Origin of the sequence: Rhizocola hellebori (genome assembly GCF_016862955.1) — a bacterium.
In the GTDB taxonomy this organism is placed as follows: domain Bacteria; phylum Actinomycetota; class Actinomycetes; order Mycobacteriales; family Micromonosporaceae; genus Rhizocola; species Rhizocola hellebori.
Genome location: NZ_BONY01000008.1, coordinates 15,326 through 37,090, shown reverse-complemented (window position 1 = coordinate 37,090; position 21,765 = coordinate 15,326). Strand labels below are relative to the sequence as shown.

Here is a 21,765-nt window from a genome sequence, read left to right as displayed (position 1 = left end):
CGCTCGCCCCGCCGCTTTGGTGGCGTCATGACAGCTCGTTGTCGCGCTCGGCGAGAGCATGTTGCCAGCGCTGAAGCTCTGCGGTGTCTTGCCGGGTGCTGGCGTGACCTTCACCCTGGACCCGGATCCGGTCTGCGACAAGGGCTTCGTAAAGGCCTACCGCATGAGTGAATTGGTTGGTATCGGCAGTCCATCGTGCCAGCTGGCTGCGGCAGTCCAATGTGGTCTCGTGATCGGATCCCAGTGTGCGCGTGGCGTGGCCGATGAGAGTCACCAGCTCGCGCATAGCGTCATCGATGTCGCCGGCCTTTTCGACACACACCGCGTAGGACAGCTCGCCGCGCAGCGTCATCGGATGATCGGCGCCGAGACCGGCTCGGCATTGCTCGACGATTTGCCGAGCCGCCTTCAGCGCGGTATCGGGATCTTTGGATTGGGTGAGTCTGCCGATCCATGCCAGTTGCGCCCAGACGGTGTGGGGATGCAAATCGCCCAGGACCCGGCAATAGTCGGCAACGGCCCGCTCGAACGCGTCGAGGCCGGCATCGATGTCACCGGCTTCGCACAGCCAGAACGCGGCGTTGAGGCGAACGTCGAGAATCGCCTCATCCTGCTGTCCGCACAGCCGCGTGTTGTCGAGGTCCAATGCTTGCCACAGTTGCGCTGCCGCCTTGGCATCGCCGCTGGCGCCTGTCCAGACCGCAACCTCGAAGCGGCTGCCCAGCGTGTCGGGATGGTCCGGCCCCAGCTTCTGCTGGCTGATTAAGAAAACCTCCTGGGCGATGCACAGGGCGGCAGCTGGATCGCCGGCAACCCCTTCCCACCGTGCCTGCATCCGGCGGCAGCTCAGCGTGTCGGCGTGGTCGGGTCCGAGGAGGCCGGCGCTTTCCTCAGCCACGGACCGGATAATGCCGAGGGCCTCGACAACGTTGCCGCCCAGGCCTGTCCACCACGCCAGCCGGTGACGCATCTTGAGAATTTGGGTGGCCTCCACCGCGCCGAATCCGCCTGCGGTGACGGAAGCGATTGTGGTGCGAAGGACTTCGGCCGCATCACCATGTCGGTGCTCCTGACCAAGGCAATAGGCCAAGCCTGCGGCCGCCGGCAGATGGCCCGCGTCGAGGGCGCGCCGGTAGGCGGTGGCGGCATGTTCCCATTCTTTACGCGACACCGCGGCCCAGCCGATGTCGTTGGCCGACTTCTCATCGGCAAGCTTGATAAGGGTCTGCCAGGTTGTTGTGGGTACCGGCTCCGAGCTCACGTCTTGGTCGAGAGCGTCAGGCAGGTAGTCGAATGCCAGATACCGCCGATGGTCATCGGGCATGAGCAAACTTCCGGTGGCATGCAACGGTTCCGATGCCCACTGCAGCGCCTGCTCCCAAGGCTCGGGCCGCAGCAGGGCGCCGCCGCGCGCGGTCAGGTAGTGCTGGTGCAGGTCACGCAGCACGTTGACCGGCAGGGCCCGGTGATATCCGGCTCGGCGTGCGTCGACCGCCGCCGCCACGATGGCGGCACCGCGCGGGTTCGCCGCCGGTGTCCAGGCATCGTGCCAATGTCCCAGCAGTTGTGGCGCCAACGCGAGGTATTCGCATACTCCAAAGCGGTCGGCATGAGTGAGTGCCTCGGCTATGCGGCTGTCGTGGGTAAAGTGCTTGGCGCGCTCCAGTTCCCGCGAGGACCATCGTCTGTCGATGCGGATCTCGGTCGCCAGATCCAGAACCTGCCTGGCGGCCAGGGCCACTTCGTCGACCGCACAGCCACTTCGGGCCGTCGCGGTTGAGGTGCGGTAGCGGGCCCGCTCATGAGCGCGAATGGTGCCCAGCAAGACGGTGTGATGCCCCTTCGCCTTGATGACTGCGGTGACGAGATCGGCGGTCAGGCCGTCGACGCCGAGGTACTGTTCCAGGTCGTCGAGCCAGATGACGCACCGCCTTACCTCGGCGATGTTAGCGAGCGCGGCCGAGATCGCGGTCGGGACTCGCGGCCGGATGAAGGTGTGGTTGGGCAAGCAGGCCCGGATCGCCTCGAAGGCGACTCGAGACTTTCCCGCCGTGGACTCGCCAACCAGCAACACAAATCCCGAGCGCCCGAGGGCCGCCTCCACTTCGCTGCTGCGATCGCGGCGGACGAACGGCGGCGGTTCGTCGGCGACCGCGTTGTCGTTGCTGCGCGGCATGGCACGGTGCACGCCAACGCAGACCGGGTCGGTGATATCGCGTACCAAGGGAAGCCGCTGCCCGTGGGCGAAGGTGAACAGGTCATCGAGTGCCCGATGGCGCTGCGCTCGCCGGTCGAACAACGATTGACTTCCTCGCTCCGAGGCAACGGCCCCCAATACACCGACCGCGGCCACCACAGCGGCCGCCAGCACAGCCGGCAGCAGTTGCGAAACCATAGACGCGACAGCCATCACAGCCGCCGCCGCGAAAATCAGCCACCACCCCGACACGGAGTGCTTCTGGCGCCACACGAACTTCATGACAGCACCAGCTCAGCAATCGCACCAGCCGAGCCCGGCAAGGCTGAGGCAAATTCCACCTATGGCGTGGCGATGCCGTTGTGCATTTGACTTCACGCGCCGACCATGCAACACGACGGGCGATCTATGCCTGCCATGAAGCGGCCCAGGTTTTCGGGCCGACAACGCCGTCGACTTCGAGCCCCTTTGCCTGCTGGAAGTCACGCGCGACTCCCGCGGACTGTGGACCGTAGACACCGTCGACCGCGATCTGGCGGCCGAGGCCGGCCATGCGCTGTTGCCAGGTCCGGACATCGTCGCCGCGCATCAGATGGCCCGGGGTGTGCCGCAGATGCCGGCCCGGCCAAGCCGGGAAGCCTTGCCCGGTCAACGTCAACTCGGCCTGGACGGCTGCGGCGCTCAGCTCGCGGGCGGCCTTCCAGGACAACTCGACATGCAAATGGTCCCGGTGCGGATTGCTGCCGGAGTAGTCACGCCAGCCGTCAAACGGATGGCGTGCCGACCAAACCTTGCGGTCGTGGATGATGAGCTGGATGCCGAGCTCGCCCGAGTGGGCCAGCAGAGCGTCGGCCAGGGTCTTGGCCCAGCCCTGCCCGACCGGCACTCCCAGATCGCAGGCGCGCCCCTCGCTGTGCAGGGAAAGCGATTGCGAGCCGGCGATGTTGCGGCAGTTGTAGATGCCTAGATTCTTCCCGCCCATCGCGCCGTAGGCCCCCAGATACCAAGCCATGAGCGCCTTCGCGCCCTGCTGGCTCTGGCCGGTGCATCCGGCGGCGGGTTCGTAGCCGGTGTGGATGGTCATGGGGCTTTCTCTCCGATCGGGGTTGCTTGGGGATACGACTCGACGTAGTCGTCGTGTTTGGCGTCGGCGATCTCGGTGGGGGTCGGGTCATCGGCCATCGGATCGATCAAGTCCGCGGTGTCGAGCTCGTGATCTGTGGACACCTGTCTCTCCTTCGGGTGTCTTGGCGGTAGGTCCTTCGCCAGAAAGACACGCGGGAGACGGTTCTGATACACGGCCATGTATCAAGACGCCGGGTGCCTGCTCTAGATGAGCAGTCAACTCAATGGAGGACCCAATGTTCGCGTTGTACGCCCTGGCAACCGTGGTGGGGGCGGTGGCCGTGCTGGTGGTGGCCATCCGGTCGCGCCGGCGCTCTGCCCCACCACCACTTCCCGATGCGGGCCCGGTTCCCACGTTCAAGGTCGTCGCCCTCGGCTCGCGGGGCTCGGGCAAGACGCTGTTGCTGGCGAGCATGTACCACCAGATGCAGACCCCTTCTGGGCGCAGCTATTTCCTGACCGCCCCGTATGAACAGGTGGTCCTGCTCAACCAATGGTTCACCGAGGTGGCCGACACCAGCAGGGCATGGCCCGCGGGCACGTCGGTGGGGGAGACCCGTGAGTTCGTCTTTACCGTGCGCACCCGAGCGCCCTCCGGCGCGCTGCACACCGTGATGAACATCGGCTATCTTGAGTACGCTGGCGGCCTGCTCACCGACGCGCAGGCGCCCGGCTCGACCGGCCAAGCCGAACTGTTGCAGCGCATCGACTCCGCCCACGCGCTGGTCGGCATCATCGACGGCTACCGGGTCCGCCAATGCCTCGATGGCCAGTACGAAGGGCAGATGCGGTTGCAGCAGAGCCTCACCGCGATGATCAATCTCATGATGCTGGTGTCCTGCCCGATCACTTTCGTCATCACGAAGTGGGACATTCTGCGCGACATCGATGTCGACGAGGAAGCCCGGCTGCGCAGCGTGCGCAAGTATCTGATGTCCAACAACGGTTTCCGTGACCTCGTGCAGGCCCACAGCCCGCACCGCGTGGTGCGTCTGATCCCGGTCAGCGCGGTCGGCCCGGACTTCACCGAGCTGGACGCCGAAGGCCGCATCGCCAAGCTGCCCGACGGCGAGATGCATCCCACCAATGTGGACGCTCCGCTGTCGGCTGTGGTCCCGGACGTCTTCGAGCAGGTCGAGCGATCGCTGGACAAGGCGGCCCTGCATGCCGCACTGGATCAGGTACGCCGCCAGACCCGGCTAGGCCCGGTGGGCGCCCTGGCCGAGCTGGGCACGTTCGTGCTCAACGCCGCCGGCAAGGTGCTCGGGCCGCTAGGCGGCCAGGCCGCCGGGTTCGTCGGCGACGCCGCCCTCGAGCTGCTCAAAGCCGGGCGCGATCGCTCCGCCGACCCGCTGGCCCACCTGGATCGCCGCCTCGGCGAGGTCGACCGGACGATCGAGGAGTTCCGCCTGGCCCGCCGCAAGGTCCTGCGCGACTTCCAGAGCCGCATCGACGTGCTCGAAGGCCGCCTGCCCAGCTCCCGGCTGTCTGGAGAGGACTGAGATGGCACCGTCACCGACCGGATGGCCGTTCCTCATCGCGGCCGGCCGTCACCGCGACTACAGCATCCTGCTCGCGCCGGAATTTCTGGTGCAGGACTTGGATTACGGCTTCCTCGACGAGGTGGTCAAGCCGGGCACCGGCCAGCCACAGGTGGTTGACGTGCACACGCGGGCCGGGCGGCGCCTGACGGTGGTGTCCGCGACCCATCCGCTCACCCCCGCCGACGCGGCCGAGACGCACGACGAGCACGGGCGGCCCATGCGCCTGCTCTACGGTTTCGTGTGCGTCCACCGCATCGTCGAGCCCGACCGGGCCGATCTTGAGGCGGCTTTCGCCGTCGCGCTGGACGCGTACCGGCGGTTCCTGCGGGACGAAGACTCGCCCGTGGTGACGGCGGGACAGCCGTTCACCCTGCGCTCGGCGGTGATCCGGCACCCGGAGCCGGTCGGTGCCCGCGCGGCGGATCAGGCCTTCGGCGCAAGGCCGCAATGGCCCGCCCGGGTGGGGGTTCCGGCCATCGCCGCAGCGGATGGGGCCTTCGGCGCAAGGCCGCAATGGCCTGCCCGGGTGGGGGTTCTGGCCATCGTCGCGGCGGTGGCGCTGACCGTCACGCTGGTGCTGTGGCTTCGGCCTCAGCCGGGGGTGCCCCAGCCGTGCCCGACCGTCACGGTCGGCGCGGTGCCGTGTACCCCCACTGCGACATTCGCGTGTCCGGGAGGTGGCGTTCGGCGGATAGGGTGCTGACCGTGGCTCGATGCCGTCGGCGATCACCAAGCTGGCGGCACCGAGCAGAAGGGATTGTGATGCGCCGCATCGGTCTGCTGCTGCTCTTTATCCTCGCGGGTCTTGGGCTGGCCTGGCTCCTCCACATTGATGTCGGCGAGCTGGCACATTCCGGAGGCTACAAGACCGCCGCGTTTCTGTTGCTGGCCATCGGCTTGTACGGCGCGACCAGCAGCATCGACCTGCGGCGGGCCGCCGCCGACAAGAAGATCATCGTTTCGGCGGTCACCCTCGGCGTCATCGTCAAAGCCCTGATCATCGGCGGCGTCCTGGCGCTGGCCTGGCACAACCCGTTGTTCCTGATCCTCGGAGTGGTGGTCGCCCAAATCGATCCCCTGTCGGTGGCCGCGCTCATGGGCGACGAGCGCATGAGCCCACGGGCCCGTACAGTCCTGGCCGCTTGGTCGTCGTTTGACGACCCGTTCACCGTCGTCCTGGCGATCTACGCCGCCGCTGTCGCCGTGAACACCTTCGGTCTCGGCAACGCTGCTGCGTCGGGCGAGAGCCCCATCCTCCTGTACGCCACGGACCTTGGCGGCAACCTCCTGCTCGCCGGTGCGGCCTGGCTGGTGTGGCGGGCCGTCAGGTCCCGAACGTGGCTGCAATACGCCGCCCTGCTGATCTTCGCCACGGCCGCTGTCTACCTGGGCTGGATGCTGGCCATCGCCATCATCGGCCTGTTCGCGCGCCCCGAGGCCCTCACCAAACTGATCCCCAGGATCACCACCTGGGCGTTCTACACCGCAGCCGTCATCCTCGGCATCCTCTTGATCGGCGGCATCGACCCGTGGCGGGGCATCACCCTGGGCGTCACCGCGTTCATCGCCCAGGCCATCGTGTCGGTCCCGCTCACCCGCCACATGCCGACCGCCGATCGGTGGCATCTGGCGGGTGCCCAGCAGCATGGCATTACCGCCATCATCCTGGCCCTCACCCTGGAGATCCAGTTCGATGGCGTCGTCGCGATCGTCGCTCCTGCCATCATCGCCGCCAACATCTTCCACGTGCTGGCCAACAGAGTCATCGACCGTTATTTATTGCGCAGCGCGGTGGCTTTCAACGAAACCTAGCTCGGCCAAGGCCGGGGGCGGGGAAGGCTCGGCGAGACACCGGATGCCGATGGACTGCAGTCCGCACCGACCGCGCCCGGCCACAGCCGCGGCGATCGATGTCCTCATGCCGGTGAACCTAGCCGACTACCCGCCCGCCGTCGAGCCGTAGCAAGCGCTCCTCCAGAAGTCTGTACCCGGATTGGCGGCACTGGGCCAAGGCGCGCTCGGCGTACTTCTTGGCGATCTCCAGCTCCTGCAGCTCGCAATGAACCTCGGCCAGGCCGATCTGGGTTGCGGTGAGCATGTATTGGTAGGGAACGGTTTCGGCTATCTCCAGCGCGTCCTGGCGGTGGCGCAGCGCCGGCTCGGCGTGCCCCTGCGCCAGCTCGACCGCGGCGAGCGTGTTGAGGATGTCGATTTTGAGCCAGGCGTTGCGGAAACTCTCCGACAGCTCGAGGCTGCGTTCGGCGGCCTGGCGGGCCAGCTGAGCATCGCCAGCGCCAAGGTGTGCCTCGCAGAGCCGCAGGAGGGTGTGCGCCTCGTAGTAGTGGTGGTCGAGGGTGCGGAAGAGCTTGAGCGCGGCGGTGGCGCGATCGATCGCCAGGTCGAAGTCTCCCAGCAGCACATGCATCTCGGCCTGTGCCGCCAGGACCCGCCCGCGGGCCTTGGCCTTCGGCTGGTCTTCCAGCCAGTTCGCCGCTTCGATCGCGAGGTCGAGCCCTTCCTGTGCCCTGCCCAGGGTTCCGTAGATTTCGACGGCGATGTTCATCGTCCATTGCCGGCCATCGCCCCATCCGGACCGCTCGTGCTGAGCCAGCGCCGCATTCGCCTGTGCCAAGGCCTCCACCGCGCGGCCGTTGAGCTGAAGCATCAGGGCCAGATTGGTCCTCATCGCGGCTTCGCCCCGGCCCCACCCGGCCTCGCTGGCGCTGGATATCGCCTTGTTGATGTACGTGATCCATCGGCTGGGGCGGTTCGGGCCGACGGTGGCGTGTGCCAGCACCTGGTAGGCGGCGGCTTGGGCTTGGGCGTCGCCGTAGCGGCGTGCCGCGGCCACCGCGGCGCGGGCCGAATTCATCCGGTCGCTGGCGATGTGGCGCTGATCGAGGTAGGGCAGCATGCAGTCGGCGAGCAGCCACGCGGCGTCGTGCGGGCCGTTTCGTGCGGCGTGCAGGATCAAGGTGGTCAGGTTGGCTCTTTCGGCATCGAACCAGCCCAATGCGTTCTGCGGTGCGGTGACCGAATCGGGGCGATAGGGGAGCCTGACAAAGTCGGGATAGAGTTCGCCAACCGCGCCTGGAACGGTTGCCAGGTAAGCGTCGAAGAGCCGCTTGAGGCCTTCGGCCGGATCGCCCGAGCGGGACTTGGCATATTGCCAGAGCAGATCGTGCATGGTGAAGCGGCCGGGCCTGTGCTGGGTCAGCAAATGGGCTGCGGCAAGGCTTTCCAAAGCCGACGCCGCTTCGGCTTTGGAAATTGCGGCAAGGCTCGACGCCGAGTCTGCGGTGTAATCGGGCAGGTTGATCAGACCGAGCTGGCGGAAGACAAGTTTCGCGGTTTCCGGCAAGGCTTGGTATGACAGGTCGAAAGCCGCGCTGACACCCGGCTCACCGGTGAGGGTCAAACCGGCGATGGAGGTTTTGGCCCGCATCTCGGCGACCTCGTCGCCCAGTGTCTGATGTGGATTGTCGGCCAGTCTTGCCGCCGCTATCCGCAAGGCAAGCGGAAGCCTCCCACACAGGCCCGCCAGGTCTTTGGCCGCTTGCGGCTCGCGTGTCACGCGAACGCTGCCGAGCATGTCGGCAAGCAGCTGCAGCGACTCGGGTTCGGTGAGCACCTCCAGGGTGAGGCGGCGCACGCCCTCCCGCGCGACCAGGCCACTGAGCCGATCCCGGCTGGTCACCACCACAAAACAGGTCTGGCTTCCCGGCAGCAGCGGGCGGATTTGCTCCGCCGAGCGGGCATCGTCGAGCAGGAGGAGCATGCGCCGGCCCGACACAAGCGACCGGAAGAGCGCGGCGGCCGCGTTGATGTCGGTGGGCACGCCGACGGCCTGCACACCTAGCTTGCCGAGAAGCGTCGTCAAGGCGTGCAAGGGCTTCATTGGCGCGGTTTCGGAATACCCGCGCAGGTCGAGATAGAGCTGGCCGTCGGGGAAGCTTTCCGCCACCCGGTGGGCCCAATGCACGGCCAGCGCGGTCTTGCCCACGCCCGCGAGGCCGGCGATAATCGCGGCGTTGCCGCCTTGGAGTAAGGAATCCAGCTCCTTGAGCATTGCCTGCCGGCCGTTGAATCCAGGCACCGCGGCGGGCAGCTCACGCGGCAGAGGCGCGGCCGACTTGGCCCCCACATCGTCTTTCAAAATGTTGGTGTGCAAAGCCTGCAGCCCGGGTGAAGGATCGAGGCCCAGCTCATCGGCCAGGCGCTGGCGCAGCTGCCGGAACGCCTCCAGCGCGTCGGCCTTGCGCCCGTCGTGGTAGAGCGCGGTCATGAGCACCTCGGCGGCACCCTCATGGGCCGGATGCGCGCTCAGCACACCGCGTGCATCGCGCGTCGCGTCCTCATATCGGCCCAGCTCCAGGTTGGTCTTGGCGCGCAGCTCGAGCGCGCGATCGTGCCGTGCTTGCAGCCCATTGTCGAGGCGGCGTCGCAGATCCTCGTCGGCGATGTCGGCCATCAGCGGCCCTCGCCACAGCGGCAGTATCCGGTCGAGAATGGACAGTCGCTCGGCGGCGGCGGTCTCGGCCGCGGCGACGGCCAGCCCCGCCGTGAAGCGATGCACATCAATGTTTGCGGGATCGGTCTCGATGAGGTAGCCGTCGCCCTTGCGCAGCAGGCTCACGCCGAGCGGGCCGATGGCTTGGCGTAGGCGGGCGATGTAGGTGTGCAGCGTGGCCCGGCCCGATTGAGGCGGATTGCCCTGCCACAGCAGGTCTAGCAGGCGAAAATCAGGTACCAAATGATTGTTTTCCAGCAAAAGTATACAAAGCAGGCACCGCTCCTGGCGGCGGCGCAGCTCTACCTCTTGTCCGTTGTGGACGATGCGCACCGGGCCAAGAAGCTCAAACTCCACGACAGAATGCTAACCGCATCGACGAAGTCGCGGTGGTAAGGCCGTGGTAAGGGCGTTCTGCCACTATCCCGGCCCATGAAGCTTCGCGGGGTTGGGTTCGTTGTGGCCGTCGTTTTGGGGTTGACCGTGGCTGTTCCGCTCGGCCAGCCGATGCCTGAGCCGGGCAGGTTCCCGCTGGCGGGTCTGTGGGAGGCGCTCACCACCCGACCGGCCTGGTCAATGGACCGCACCACACCGGCGACACCGAAACAGGAGCGGGGTGGGCCGACCGACGTGGCCAGCCTGATCTCCGGCGACAAGACCACCGCTGCCGGGGGCAGCGGACGCCCGCGCGGCAAGGGCACCGGCGAGCTGGCCGACTTTGCGCAGCTGCAGGCGGCACCACCGAAACAGTCGGTGACCGGCTCGGAGATTCGCGGCTTCGAGCCGGCGACAAGCCAGCGTTCCCTCACGGAAGCGACGAGGAACTCCGACCTGTTCCGCAACACCGATGGCACGACGACGCGGCGGATCTCGGCGAAGCCGGTCAACTTCAAGGCGTCCGACGGAAGCTGGCGGTCCTTCGATGCCACGCTTGTCCCCGACGGGGACAGGTGGCGTACCAAATCATCCGAGGTGCAGGTCTCGCTCGCCGGGAGCCACACCAGCAGCGCCGAGCTGGCGATTCTCACCCTGCCCGGCGGGCAGGAGCTGGCCTATGACCTGCGGGGCGCGGCCCGGGTCGACCCGGTGGTGAGCGGATCGACGGCCAAATATCTGGGCGTCATGCCCGGCCTCGACATCGAGCTCAGCGCCAACAGCGCGACCAACAAGGAGACGCTGATCCTGCACTCCAAAGAGGTCGCCAACTCTTGGGTCTTCCCGTTGCGGCTCAAGGGATTGCGGGCATCGATCGAGAAGAACGGCTCGGTCGTGCTGCGCGACGACAAGGATGCCGTCGTGGCGCGGATCCCGCGTGGCTGGATGCAGGACTCGAAGTTCCTCACCCATGAGGGCGACTTCGTCAAGTCCGATGCGGTTACCTACGAGCTCATCGACGGTGGTACGGCATTGAAGGTCACCGCCGACCGTAAGTGGCTCGATGACCCGGCGCGCGTCTATCCGGTCCGCGTCGATCCCACGACGACGTTCTACACCGACGGTGACGTCTTCGTTGACCCCGATCCCAGCACCGGCGCTTCGGCCCAGAACGGCAGCTCGCTGGCCATCGGCTGGGACGGCGACTACGTCGGCAGCCCGTCGCAGCGAGATGTCAAATATTCCTACATCCACTTCGATGATTTCCCGCAGGTGGTTAACGGAATGCGGGTGCAGTCGGCCACCCTGAAACTCTTCCACACCTGGTCGCCCGCAGGCATGTGCGATCAGCACCGCCCCTTCACCGTGCACATGGTCACCCAGCCGTGGTCGGCGCCCGAGCTGGAAGACTCCTCCACCCTTCCCGGGCAGACCAGCCCAATCAGCACCGGCACCATCACCGATCACTACCCGGCCTGCACCAACAGCGGCGGCAATCGCAGCGTCGGCAAGTGGGCCTACGTGTCAATCGATGATCTTCGCCCGCTCAATGCCTGGGCGCATGGGGCGTCGTTCTACGGGATCGCGCTTCAGGCCGACGGCACGGACCATGCCGCGTTCAAGCGCTTCACCTCCGAGAACTATGCCGGAAGCTGCGCCGGGGAGGACTGCCAGCCGCAGCTCATCGTGACCTACGCCGCGGACACCCGCGCGCACGTCGATGACGTCTTCCCGGCCAGCGGCTACTCCTCACCGACCCTGACACCCGACCTGACCGCAAGTGCCAGCGACGCCGAAGGCGACCCGGTCCAGTATCAGTTCAGGATCTACGACTCCGGGAACGTGGAGCGGGGCAACTCGGGCCTCGTCTCGTCGAGCAGCTGGACAGTGCCGCCCGGTGTGCTCGAATGGGGGAAAAGCTATCTGTGGACAGTGGTCGCGGGCTCGGCGGGCATCTTCAGCGATGCCAGCGCTCAGGTCATCACGGCCGTCCCACCCCAGCCGATCATCACGTCCAAGCTCTCGCAGAACGGCAGGCGCGGGATCGAGCCCAGCATCGGCAACTACACGACAATCGCGACAGACGCCGAGGTGACCACGGTTGGGCCGGCCCTGAAGGTGGAGCGGTTCTACAACAGCCGCGACCCGCGAGCGGGTGCCTTCGGATCAGGCTGGTCCTCGCTGCTGGACGCGAAAATCGCCTACGGTCCAGTCGATGCGGGTGGGACAAACCTGCAATGGGTGACGGTCACCTACCCCGACGGCCAGGACGTAGTCTTCGGGCGAAGGGCCGATGGAACCTACGCACCACCACCGGGACGCTATGCGACCTTGCGAGACAAGGGATCCGGCGTCTTCGAGCTCGTCGACAAGCAGGGCCTCAAACTCACCTTCATGACAAGCCCACAGGGTTTGTTCACCTCGGCCAATCCACTGCTTTCCGCGATCGAAGACCCGCAGGGCCGGGCTCTGCTGCTCAGCTATGGGTCGGTGGCGACCGGCGTGTACAAGACAGTGACCCTGCAGTCCAAGTTCTACCAATATGACGCGGCTGGGACCCGGATCAACGAATGGCTGGGCCGCAAGCTCAACCTGACCTGGCTCAACGGCAAGGTCTCCAGTGTGGCCACCGATCGAGCCGACGTGAACGACGCGACGTCGGTGAGCACCTGGACCTATACCTACACCGGATCGAGGCTGACCAGTGTGTGCCGGCCGGCCGCACAGGCGGAGTGCACGCAATACAAATACGGCACCGATGGCCTCTTCCCGGCCGCCCTGCTGGCCACGACTCCGCACACCTACCTCAAGCTGAACGAAACCACGGGCACGACGGCCGCCAGCTCGGTGACCGGCAATCCGGACACCGCGACCGGAACCTACAACGCGGTGACGCTGGGGCGGGCCGGGCGTCCTGGCGCTCTGGCCCCGGCCGCGAACTTCAACGGTGCATCGTCCTGGGTATATCTGGGCAACAAAACTGCCTTCAGATCGGCCAATCAAACAGTGTCAATGTGGTTCAGGGCTAGTCCGTGGGACAACGGTGTCCTTTTTGGAGCGTCGACCGTCACGATGCCCAACGCCGCCAGCTCGGGCTGGAACCCGATTCTGTACATCGGGGTCGACGGAAAGCTGCGCGGGCAGGTCTACACCGGCGCCATCAACCCCATCACCACCTCCGGTGTGGTCACCGACAACGCATGGCACCACGTGGCTTTGACCGTCGCCGGCACAACGCAAACGATGTATCTCGACGGCGCCAAGGTGGGCACCCTGACCGGAACCGTCTCCTCGCTGGGCAGCACAGTTCATTACCACATTGGCGCGGGCCAATGGGATTATTGGACTGCCGGGTCGGGCACCTTCGGCTACTTCAAAGGCTCGATCGCCGACTTCGGATTCCACACAACCGCTCTTGCCGAGGCAACAGTCAAGACTATTCGCGAAGCGGGCGCGACAGCGTCGAATTGGCTTTACCCCACCGCCGCGCACGACGCCAGCCCACATACCTATTTGCGGCTGGGCGAGTCGGGCGGCAACGCGGCTGTGAGCGAGCCGACGGACGACTCCGATGCGGCCTCCGGGGTCTACCACGACGTGGCGCTCGGGCAGCCCGGTCCGGCCGGCTCGGTGGCCACCGCGGCCGGATTCAACGGCACCTCGTCGTGGGTGGAGTTGCCTGACAAGGCGGCGTTCACGTCCAGCTATCAGAGCGTTGCCATGTGGTTCAAGGCTGCTGTGGGTACCAGAGGAGTGCTTTTCTCCTCAAGCAAAGCAGCCTTGCCAAACCTGGCCGGGGCCGGCTGGAACCCGATTCTTTACATCGGTGACGACGGCAAGCTCTACGCCGAGCTGTGGCACGGCTCGGTGAGCCCGATCAAGAGCACCAGCACGGTCAATGACAACGCTTGGCATCACGTCGTGCTGACCGTGGCCGGCGGTTCACAGAAGCTCTACATCGATGGCGGTGAGCAGGCCAGCCGCACCGGCAGCGCACCCCAGTCGCTGGGGGCGGGCACCAATCACTACTACCTGGGTGCCGGCCAATGGAACCTTTGGCACGGCAGCGGCGGCACCTACGCCGGCTACCTCAACGGATCGATCAGCGACTTCTCCTTCTACACCAAGCCTTTGACGGCCGGCCAGGTGGCCGCCCTGCGCGGCACCGGCACGGCCTCCTCCGCCCCGCTCACCCGTATCGTCGCGCCGTCGGGACGCACCGACACCGAGGTGTACTACGACGCCTCGGGCGTGGTCTACGAGCTGCGCGACGAGAACAGCGGCACGTGGAAGATCAGCCCGCCGGAGGTCAGCGGATCGGACACCGTTTACGCCGCAGCGGTTCTTGGCGGCGGCCCGGCGGACTACTGGCGGCTGGGGGACACCGGCGCACCATCGATTGCCAAGAACGAGCTCAACGGTGGGACAGCCACGTTCAACCAGGTGACGCTGGGCGATCCGGGTCCGTTCCGGCTCTCCAACAACCGGACGGCGGCCAAGTTCGACGGCACCTCCTCATACCTGCGGCTGCCGGACAACGACGTGCCGCAAGCGGGCCCGGAGTCGATTTCGCTGTGGTTCAAAGCAGATCCGGGCAACTACGGGGTTCTCTTCTCCTATCAGGATCAGCTGCTGACCGAGCCGAGCCCAGCGGGCTGGGTCCCGGCGCTCTACGTCGGGACAGACGGCAAGCTTTGGGGCTTCCTGTGGGCACCCGGCGGCAGCAACATCGCCAGCGGTGTGCGGGTGGACGACGGCAACTGGCACCATGCGGTGCTGTCGGCGTCGACCGGGTCGCAGAGCCTCTACCTTGACGGGGCCAGAGTTGGTGGCACCGTCGCCCAGCGACAGGCTGTCGCCCCCGCCCGCTATGCCTTCGTCGGCGCGGGCAAGTGGGCCGGCTGGCCAAGCTCCACCGGCACCGTCGGGTATTTCAAGGGCTCGATCGCCGAGGTGGCCTACTATCGCAGCGAACTGACCGCAGGCGATGTGTCGGTGCAGTTTTCCGCCAACCAGAAGAGCTTCGGCTCGCCCGCGCGAACGGTGGCTGTGATCGACCCCGCGCAGAGCGCGCAGATGGACCCCAAACCCACCATCTACCGGTATGACGCCGCCAACGGCCGCCGTCTCATTGAGCAGACCGATCCGCTTGGCGCAAAAACAAGCTACGGCTACGACGGTGGCGGATTCATGCGCTCGACCACCGACCCGCTCGGGAACATGACAGTCACCGGGCACGATGTCAGAGGCAACACCGTTTCGCAGAGCACCTGTCAAAACCGCGCTCAAAACCTCTGCACCACCGAATATTTCACCTACTATCCCGACTCCACCTCGGCGGTGCTGAACCCCGATCCGCGCAACGACCTGGTGCTGACCGTGCGCGGCGCTGGATCGCAGTCGGCAGCCGACGACACCTACAAAACCACCTTCACCTATGACGCCCGGGGCAACCGCACCGAGATCATCGACCCGCTCGGGCGGCGGATTACCACCCGCTTCACCGACGGCAGCGGCGGGATCCCGGCCGGGCTGATCAGCCAGACCATCGCGGCCAACGGGGGCGAGAGCTTTGTGTCGCACAGCGCTTTCGGCGATGTGACCTCCATGACCGAGCCGTCCGGCCTGCGCACCGACTACCTCTTCGACAACCTGGGCCGGCTCACCACGCGTAAGACGATCGGCAGTGACACCCAAACCAGCACGTACAAGTACGACAAGCAGGGCCGGGTCATCGAGCAAACCGACCCGGCGACCGTCAACGCGCTCGTCAGCGAGACGCACACCTTGCGATCGTTCACCAAGTACGACTCGGACGGGCGAGTCTACGAGCTCATCGATGACGACATCACCGGCACGGATCCCGACCGCAAGACGACCTTCAGTTACGGCTCGCAACGCCAGGTGGAGACGGTCACCGATCCCGCGGGCAAGGTGCAGCGCTTCGAATACGACCGCAACGGCCGCGTCGCCAAACACACCGCGACCGACGGCGTCGTCACCGGCTACGGGTACGACGACGCCGGACGGCAAACCAGCACGAAAATTCTCAACTACACCGGCGATCCCAACTCACCCATGCCGCCGGCCGAGCTTGCCATCGAGACCCGTGTCTACGATCTGGCCGGGCGGCTGGCCGCGGCCGTTGACGCGGAGGGCTTCCGGACCGAGTTCACCTACACCGGAAACGGGCTGCTTGTCAGCCAAGTGCGCAAAGACCCGCCGCCGGGCGCGGAAGCGAGCTTCACCGTCGAGTCCAATGTGTACAACGCTGCGGGACAGCTCACCCGCAAGACCACCAACAACGGCACCACCACGACCGACTACACCCCCGACCGGGCCGGGCGGCTCACCGACAAGACGCTGGACCCGACCGGGCTCAACCGCAAGACCACCTACGACTACAACCTCGACGACTCGGTGCGGACGAAGACGATTTCGGACGCGGCCACCGGTTCCCAAACCATCGACAGCATCTATGACATCGCAGGCCGCAAGATCAGGGAGTCGGTCAGCGGATCCGGTGGTGCGCCCACCGGCCCGGCCGCCTGGTGGAAGATGGACAACTTCACCGGCTCGACGACGCTGGATTCCACACTCAACCGGCGCAACCTATCGGCCTGTTGCGGAAACGTGCAATGGCCCGGCGACGGCTCGGTCAACCTGCAAGGCGGTCTCCTCACCGCAGGCGGGCCGGTGCTGGACACGACCCAGTCGTTCACCGTCTCGGCCTGGGCCAAACCGCCCGCGGGCAGCGGTGGCATGTCGCTGATCAGCCAGGACATGAACTTCCGCTCCAGCTTCGACCTCTACTACGCCGGCGGCACCACGTGGGGCTTCACCAAACCCTACGGTGACGGCAACTGGGGGGCCGCCTGGGTCGGTGGCAGCACGCCCTATACCCAGGGCGATTGGGTGCACGTCGTCGGCGTCTACGACGCGGGCGCGGGGGCGGCACGCCTTTACCTCAACGGCGTGCTGGTCGATACGCAGATGGCGATCGCGGGCGAATCGTTCCCGAATCAGCTTGTGGTGGGCCGCAGCCAGTACGGCGGTGCTGCGGTCAACTGGTTCCAAGGCGGTATAGACAACATTCAGCTCTACCCGCGCGCCGTGTCCGCAGCCGAGGTCAGCACGCTGCTCAGCAAGGGCCGTGACGGGGGCTCGCTGGCCAGTGACCTGACCAAATCCTGGACCTACAACCAGCGAGGGCAAGCCACGTCGGCGATGGATCCCAGCGGCAACATCACCCGATTCACCTACGACGCGGCCGGCCGGATGGTTCAGACGGAAAGCCCGGCGGTCACCGCCGAAGAATTCGGGGTCGCGCCGGTGAGCGCCGTGCCGATCAGCCGGTCGGGCTTCAACACCTTCGGCGAGCTGGTCGACGCTCAGGACCCGAAGAACCGCGTCGTGCACTACAACCGTGACCTCAAGGGCCAGGTCTACGAAACCAAGCTGCCCACCGAGGGCGGTCTAACACCGATCTATTACACCGAGTACGACGACGCGGGCCGGGTGCGCAAGGAGCGCAACCCGCTGCTGAAGGAGACGAATTACGTCTACGACCAGATGGGCAGGCTCGCCAAGATCACCCTGCCCAGCTCCGGCGTATCCAGCTACACCTACGACAAGCTGGGCAACGTCTTGTCCGTGACCGATCCGATGGGCGGGCGAGCTGAGGCGACCTACGACTACCTGGGCCGCCCGGAAACCTCCACCCGTTTGGTGAGGCAGCCCTCCCCGGCGGCCTACGTCGAACGGTACGCCTACCACCCGTCGGGATGGCTCAAGACGGTCACCTCGCCCGGAAACGTGGTGACCGAGCGCAGCTACAACGCGGCGGGGGAGGTGTCGTGGCAGAAGAGCCCGGCCGGTCAGTATACGGACTACCGCTACGACTATGCGGGCCGTCCAACCTGGACATTCCCGCCGATAGGCTCCCCGGAGAAGCTGGACTACGACCCGCTGGGCCGCCCCACGACGCACACGCTCTACGCGCCGGGCGCCGGGCGGGCTCAGTCGGGCGCGCTTATCGACACGGAGTCGATGGGTTACGACCGCAGCGGCAATATCACCTCGGTGACGGACTTCCGCGACAAGACGACCACCTTCACCTATGACGCTGCCGGCAGTCGCCTCTCGCAGACCGAGCCGGTCTCGGACCTGGCGGCCGACTCCATCACCACCACCTTCGGCTATGACCTATCGGGGGCGCCGACCCGGTTGACCGATGGGCGGGGAAGCCAGTTCTGGACCGAATACAACAGGTGGGGTCTGCCCATCTCCCAGATCGACCCGGCCACGGCCGCGTATCCCAACCTGGCCGACCGCAAGTACACCAGCACCTATGACGTGGCGCTGCGTGTGTCGCGATTGGATATGCCCGGCGGCGTTTCGCAAACCTACACCTACGACGACATGGACCAGGTCAAGAAGATCGTCGGAGCTGGCGCGGAATCCGCGACTGTGGACCGGGTCTTCGACTACGACCTCGCCGGGAGGATGAAGGAGTTCAAGTCCGGTACCGGTGGGACACCCAACACGCTGACCTATGACGATCGCGGTCTGCTGCTCTCGGCGAACGGGCCGTCGGGCAACTCCTCCTTTGGCTACAACGGTGATGGCCAGCTGACTTCACGCACCGACGCCGCGGGGACCACCAGCTATGGCTACACAAATGGGCTGCTCTCGTCGATCGCCAACTCTGGCGCGAGCATCCAGCTGGCGCTCACCTATAACGCGCTGGGCCAGACAGACACCATCGTTCACGGTGGTACCGGAAATGTGCGCCGCTTCGGCTACGACGACCGTCATCGGGCCATTACCGATGAGCTGAAGACCTCTGGTGGTACCCAGATAGGCAAAATCACGTATGGCTGGGACGACAACGGAAACGAGATCTCCAAGACCACTGTCGGGTTTGGAGCCTCCACCGCCAACGCCTACACCTATGACTATGCGAACAGGCTGAGCTCCTGGACAACGGGCTCAACGACGACGGCCTACAAGTACGACAAGTCAGGTAACCGGACTCAGGCCGGCTCAAAGACCTTCAGCTACAACGAGCGCAACCAGCTTTTGGCTTCCGCGCCGGCCGGGACCACATATCAATACTCGGCACGCGGCTCACTCAAGAGCTCGACCACCGGAACGGTAACCCTCAACACACAAGCCGACGCGTTTGATCAGGTCATCCGGCAATACAGCTCGGCCACAGTCTATTCGCAGTATTCGTACGATGCGCTTGGCCGAGCCACGGCAACCGGATTCGCTTACTCGGGCCTGGAAAACGACCTCGCCAAGGACGCTGTCGCCACCTACTCACGGGACCCGTCAGGCAACCTGGTCGGCGTCAAGCAGAGCACGTCCGCGCTTTACGCCTGGACGGATCTGCACGGTGACGTCGTGGGGCAGTACACCGCTACCGGTACCGCGCTAGCCGGCTCCACCGTCTACGACCCGCTCGGCCGGGTGCTCACGACGGCAACCATGAAAGGCAACCTGGGCTATCAATCGGAGTGGACCGATCTGCCTACCGGCCGCGTCAACATGCATGCGCGTTGGTACAACACAGACACGGGGCAATTCGACTCCCGCGACACCGCAACGAATCCCGCCTCGCCAAGTTCTGCTGGCGCCAACCGCTACGCCTACGCTGGCGAGAATCCACTTACCCGCACCGACCCGAGCGGACACCACTATGTCTACGGCGAGGGTCAGCGTGGCATTGAGGCGGGCTCAATCGAGTGGTGGTGCAGCATGTGGAGCTGCGACCCTCCGGAGGATCCGGCGGTAGCCTGCAAGAAAGACGGACCGGCGTGGTGCTTCGCCTCGGGCTTGATCAGCAATGCGCCCATCCCGGACGTGACGGCCATCGACGAATTCCTCGACCAGCTCACCAGCTGGGACGCGGCGTGGGGGGTGGCAAAGGAATTCTTCGAGCAGATGAAGGCCGAGGCGGACGCGTGGGGAGGCAAGCTCGTAGAGCACTTCGGCTGGATGGGCAAGCTTTCTGCGCCGCTATTGAAGGTCGCGGGATGGATCTGTGTTCTCAGCGATGCGTGCGACACACTCGTCGACTGCTTCGGCAGTGGTGACGGCTCCTGCTGGTACCGGGCGGGGGAAAAGGTCGGCCAGGCCATCGGCTCCTTCCTGACCGGCGGCGGCAAACACATCGCGGGCCGGATCCAAGACATGCTGCGCCACATCTATGACAAGAAGCACCGTGGCTCGGACGAAGACGGCGGCAATACGAAGAAACCAGACCCAGAGGTTGATCCTGAGCAACGGCCGCATGTGGCGACCGACCGCAACCGGCCGCCGGAAGAGCGAGGCTGGGACGACAACCCGACCCCGGACGGAGAGGGTGGCGGTGGCGGTGGCGGCACCGACGGAGGTGACGGCGGCGGAAAGGGCGACGGTGACAACAACCCCGACCCGGAAGAGTCGTTCAAACCGGAGGCCTGCGATCTGGGCGACAACTATTGGCACAGCTTCGATCCCGCGACGCCCGTGCTCATGGCGGACGGATCGGCCAAGGCGATCGGTGACATCGAGATCGGCGAGAAGGTGGTCGCCACCGACCCGGTGACCGGCGAAACCTCGGCCCAACCGGTGACATCTCTGCACGTCAACCTCGAGGAAGACCTGACCAACGTCACCGTCGGCGAGGGTGAAGGCGACCGCAGCACCCGCGGCCCGACGACCCTGGAAACAACCGACCACCATCCGTTCTGGGATGCCTCGACCCAAGCCTGGGTGGACGCCGCAGAGCTGATTCCAGGCCGCTCCAAGGTAGTGGGCACCGACGGCGAAACACTCTCAGTGGTCGCGGTCGAAAGCCTCGACGGCGCCGAGCTGATGCGCGACCTCACCGTCGCCAACGTCCACACCTACTATGTTGTCGCCGGGGATTCCCTTGTCCTCGTCCATAACTGCACGAACCCGCCAAAGGTCCATGGAAATAGCAATGACAGCCCGGCTGTTAACTACCTGTATGCCCTTGTGGCACCTGAATCAAGAGCGGTAGTTAAGTGGGGTATCTCGGACTCGCCGTTGACACGCTATTCCAAGAAGGAACTTGGCAACTTGCAGATGGTTATCCTGGAACAGGGAGGCCGCCGTGAGATGAAGAGCTTCGAGACCTGGCTGGTCAGTCGGTTCCCAGGGCAAGCGAACAAGGAATCATATTCTGGCTCCCTTTGGCCGTCGATCAAAAACGGTCCTGATTCTTCTATCGAAAATGACTGGGATTTCATTCATTGGTTCACCAACAAGCATGACCTCTCGATTCCCGACCTCCAGTGATCATGAGGGCGATACACATGTCTCCTGACGTTGATAGTGGATCCCGCCTTGTGCTTGACATCGGTGGTGTAGAGGGCGGCGGCCGGATCGCAAACGTTCATATAAGACGATTCGCGAATGCGGCGAAGAATGCGGCCTTTGTAGCGCACGACGAACTTGACGAGCTCGATGTGAGCGACAAGCAGATCGCGCTGTTCCTGGTCTTTCTGTACCCCGGAACGGCTTGGACACCGCCCCGCACGGGTCTGTTCATCGATCGATGGCTTAAGGCTCGCAGAGAGTTGGTGATCCATGTAGGTGTCGACGACTCGAACGTTTTGGAGCCAGCGGAGGCCAGAACGTTTGTGGCCCAACAGTTGGTCGCTGCCGGTGAGTTACTTAGTGAGGAAGTCATGAGGCGCAAGATTCAGGGCAAAACGTATAGCTGCCATCAGATCATCGGCGCAGTACTGCGATCTGAGAAGCTCGCCGATGACAATTAAAGGCTGGTAGGTCATGAACAGGGTCAGTAGAAGCATAAACTCGGCGGAATCAGAGCGGCATGATCACGTCGTGGTCGGCCGGCTGACCCTCGTTCCTGTCTGCATTCTTGAATACAAGAGGCTACATTCGGCTTTGCCATGCCGGCCAGCATTCACCTGACCGTCACCGCGTCCGTCGCCCCGCAGGTCGCCGCTTTCGGCCCCGCCCTTGCCGACGCCGCT

At 65.4% G+C, this 21,765-nt stretch carries 9 protein-coding genes; 5 read left to right on the top strand and 4 right to left on the bottom strand.

What is annotated here, in order from left to right:
* Positions 1–25: 25 nt before the first annotated feature.
* The 3 genes from Rhe02_RS07855 to Rhe02_RS07845 all read right to left on the bottom strand — a co-directional run bounded on the left by Rhe02_RS07855 (position 26) and on the right by Rhe02_RS07845 (position 3,424).
* A complete protein-coding gene (locus Rhe02_RS07855) occupies positions 26–2,479 on the bottom strand; it encodes a tetratricopeptide repeat protein (protein WP_203907434.1) in 2,454 nt (817 codons plus the stop codon).
* Between the two features lie 124 nt (positions 2,480–2,603).
* Positions 2,604–3,281 (bottom strand): peptidoglycan-binding domain-containing protein, encoded by a 678-nt coding sequence (locus Rhe02_RS07850; protein WP_203907433.1) that lies wholly within the window; start codon positions 3,279–3,281, stop codon positions 2,604–2,606.
* Positions 3,278–3,424: a hypothetical protein gene (locus tag Rhe02_RS07845; protein ID WP_203907432.1), complete on the bottom strand. Its 147-nt coding sequence runs from the start codon at positions 3,422–3,424 to the stop codon at positions 3,278–3,280. Before Rhe02_RS07845 ends, Rhe02_RS07850 begins: the two co-directional genes overlap by 4 nt.
* Before the next feature lie 134 nt (positions 3,425–3,558).
* On the opposite strand from Rhe02_RS07845, the gene Rhe02_RS07840 reads away from it, so the two are divergent.
* From Rhe02_RS07840 to Rhe02_RS07830, 3 genes are read left to right on the top strand one after another with little or no spacing between them, the layout of a single operon-like run.
* Positions 3,559–4,824: a hypothetical protein gene (locus tag Rhe02_RS07840; protein WP_203907431.1), complete on the top strand. Its 1,266-nt coding sequence runs from the start codon at positions 3,559–3,561 to the stop codon at positions 4,822–4,824.
* Position 4,825: 1 nt separating this feature from the next.
* A complete protein-coding gene (locus Rhe02_RS07835; protein ID WP_203907430.1) occupies positions 4,826–5,569 on the top strand; it encodes a hypothetical protein in 744 nt (247 codons plus the stop codon).
* A gap of 59 nt (positions 5,570–5,628) precedes the next feature.
* The gene (locus Rhe02_RS07830) at positions 5,629–6,678 is read left to right on the top strand and encodes a cation:proton antiporter domain-containing protein (RefSeq protein WP_203907429.1); all 1,050 of its coding nucleotides are present in this window, start codon (positions 5,629–5,631) and stop codon (positions 6,676–6,678) included.
* Positions 6,679–6,796: 118 nt separating this feature from the next.
* Here the strand turns inward: Rhe02_RS07830 and Rhe02_RS07825 are convergent, their stop codons facing one another.
* Positions 6,797–9,733 carry an AfsR/SARP family transcriptional regulator gene (locus Rhe02_RS07825; protein ID WP_203907428.1) on the bottom strand — a complete coding sequence of 979 codons (2,937 nt, stop codon included), beginning with the start codon at positions 9,731–9,733 and terminating at the stop codon, positions 6,797–6,799.
* Positions 9,734–9,808: 75 nt separating this feature from the next.
* Here Rhe02_RS07825 and Rhe02_RS07820 point away from each other — a divergent pair, with 75 nt between their 5' ends.
* Together Rhe02_RS07820 and Rhe02_RS07815 are read left to right on the top strand one after the other, a co-directional pair.
* The gene (locus Rhe02_RS07820) at positions 9,809–21,061 is read left to right on the top strand and encodes a LamG-like jellyroll fold domain-containing protein (protein ID WP_203907427.1); all 11,253 of its coding nucleotides are present in this window, start codon (positions 9,809–9,811) and stop codon (positions 21,059–21,061) included.
* Between the two features lie 17 nt (positions 21,062–21,078).
* Positions 21,079–21,543, top strand: coding sequence for a hypothetical protein (locus Rhe02_RS07815; RefSeq protein ID WP_203907426.1), 465 nt, complete (start codon positions 21,079–21,081; stop codon positions 21,541–21,543).
* The last annotated feature ends 222 nt before the right edge of the window (positions 21,544–21,765 follow it).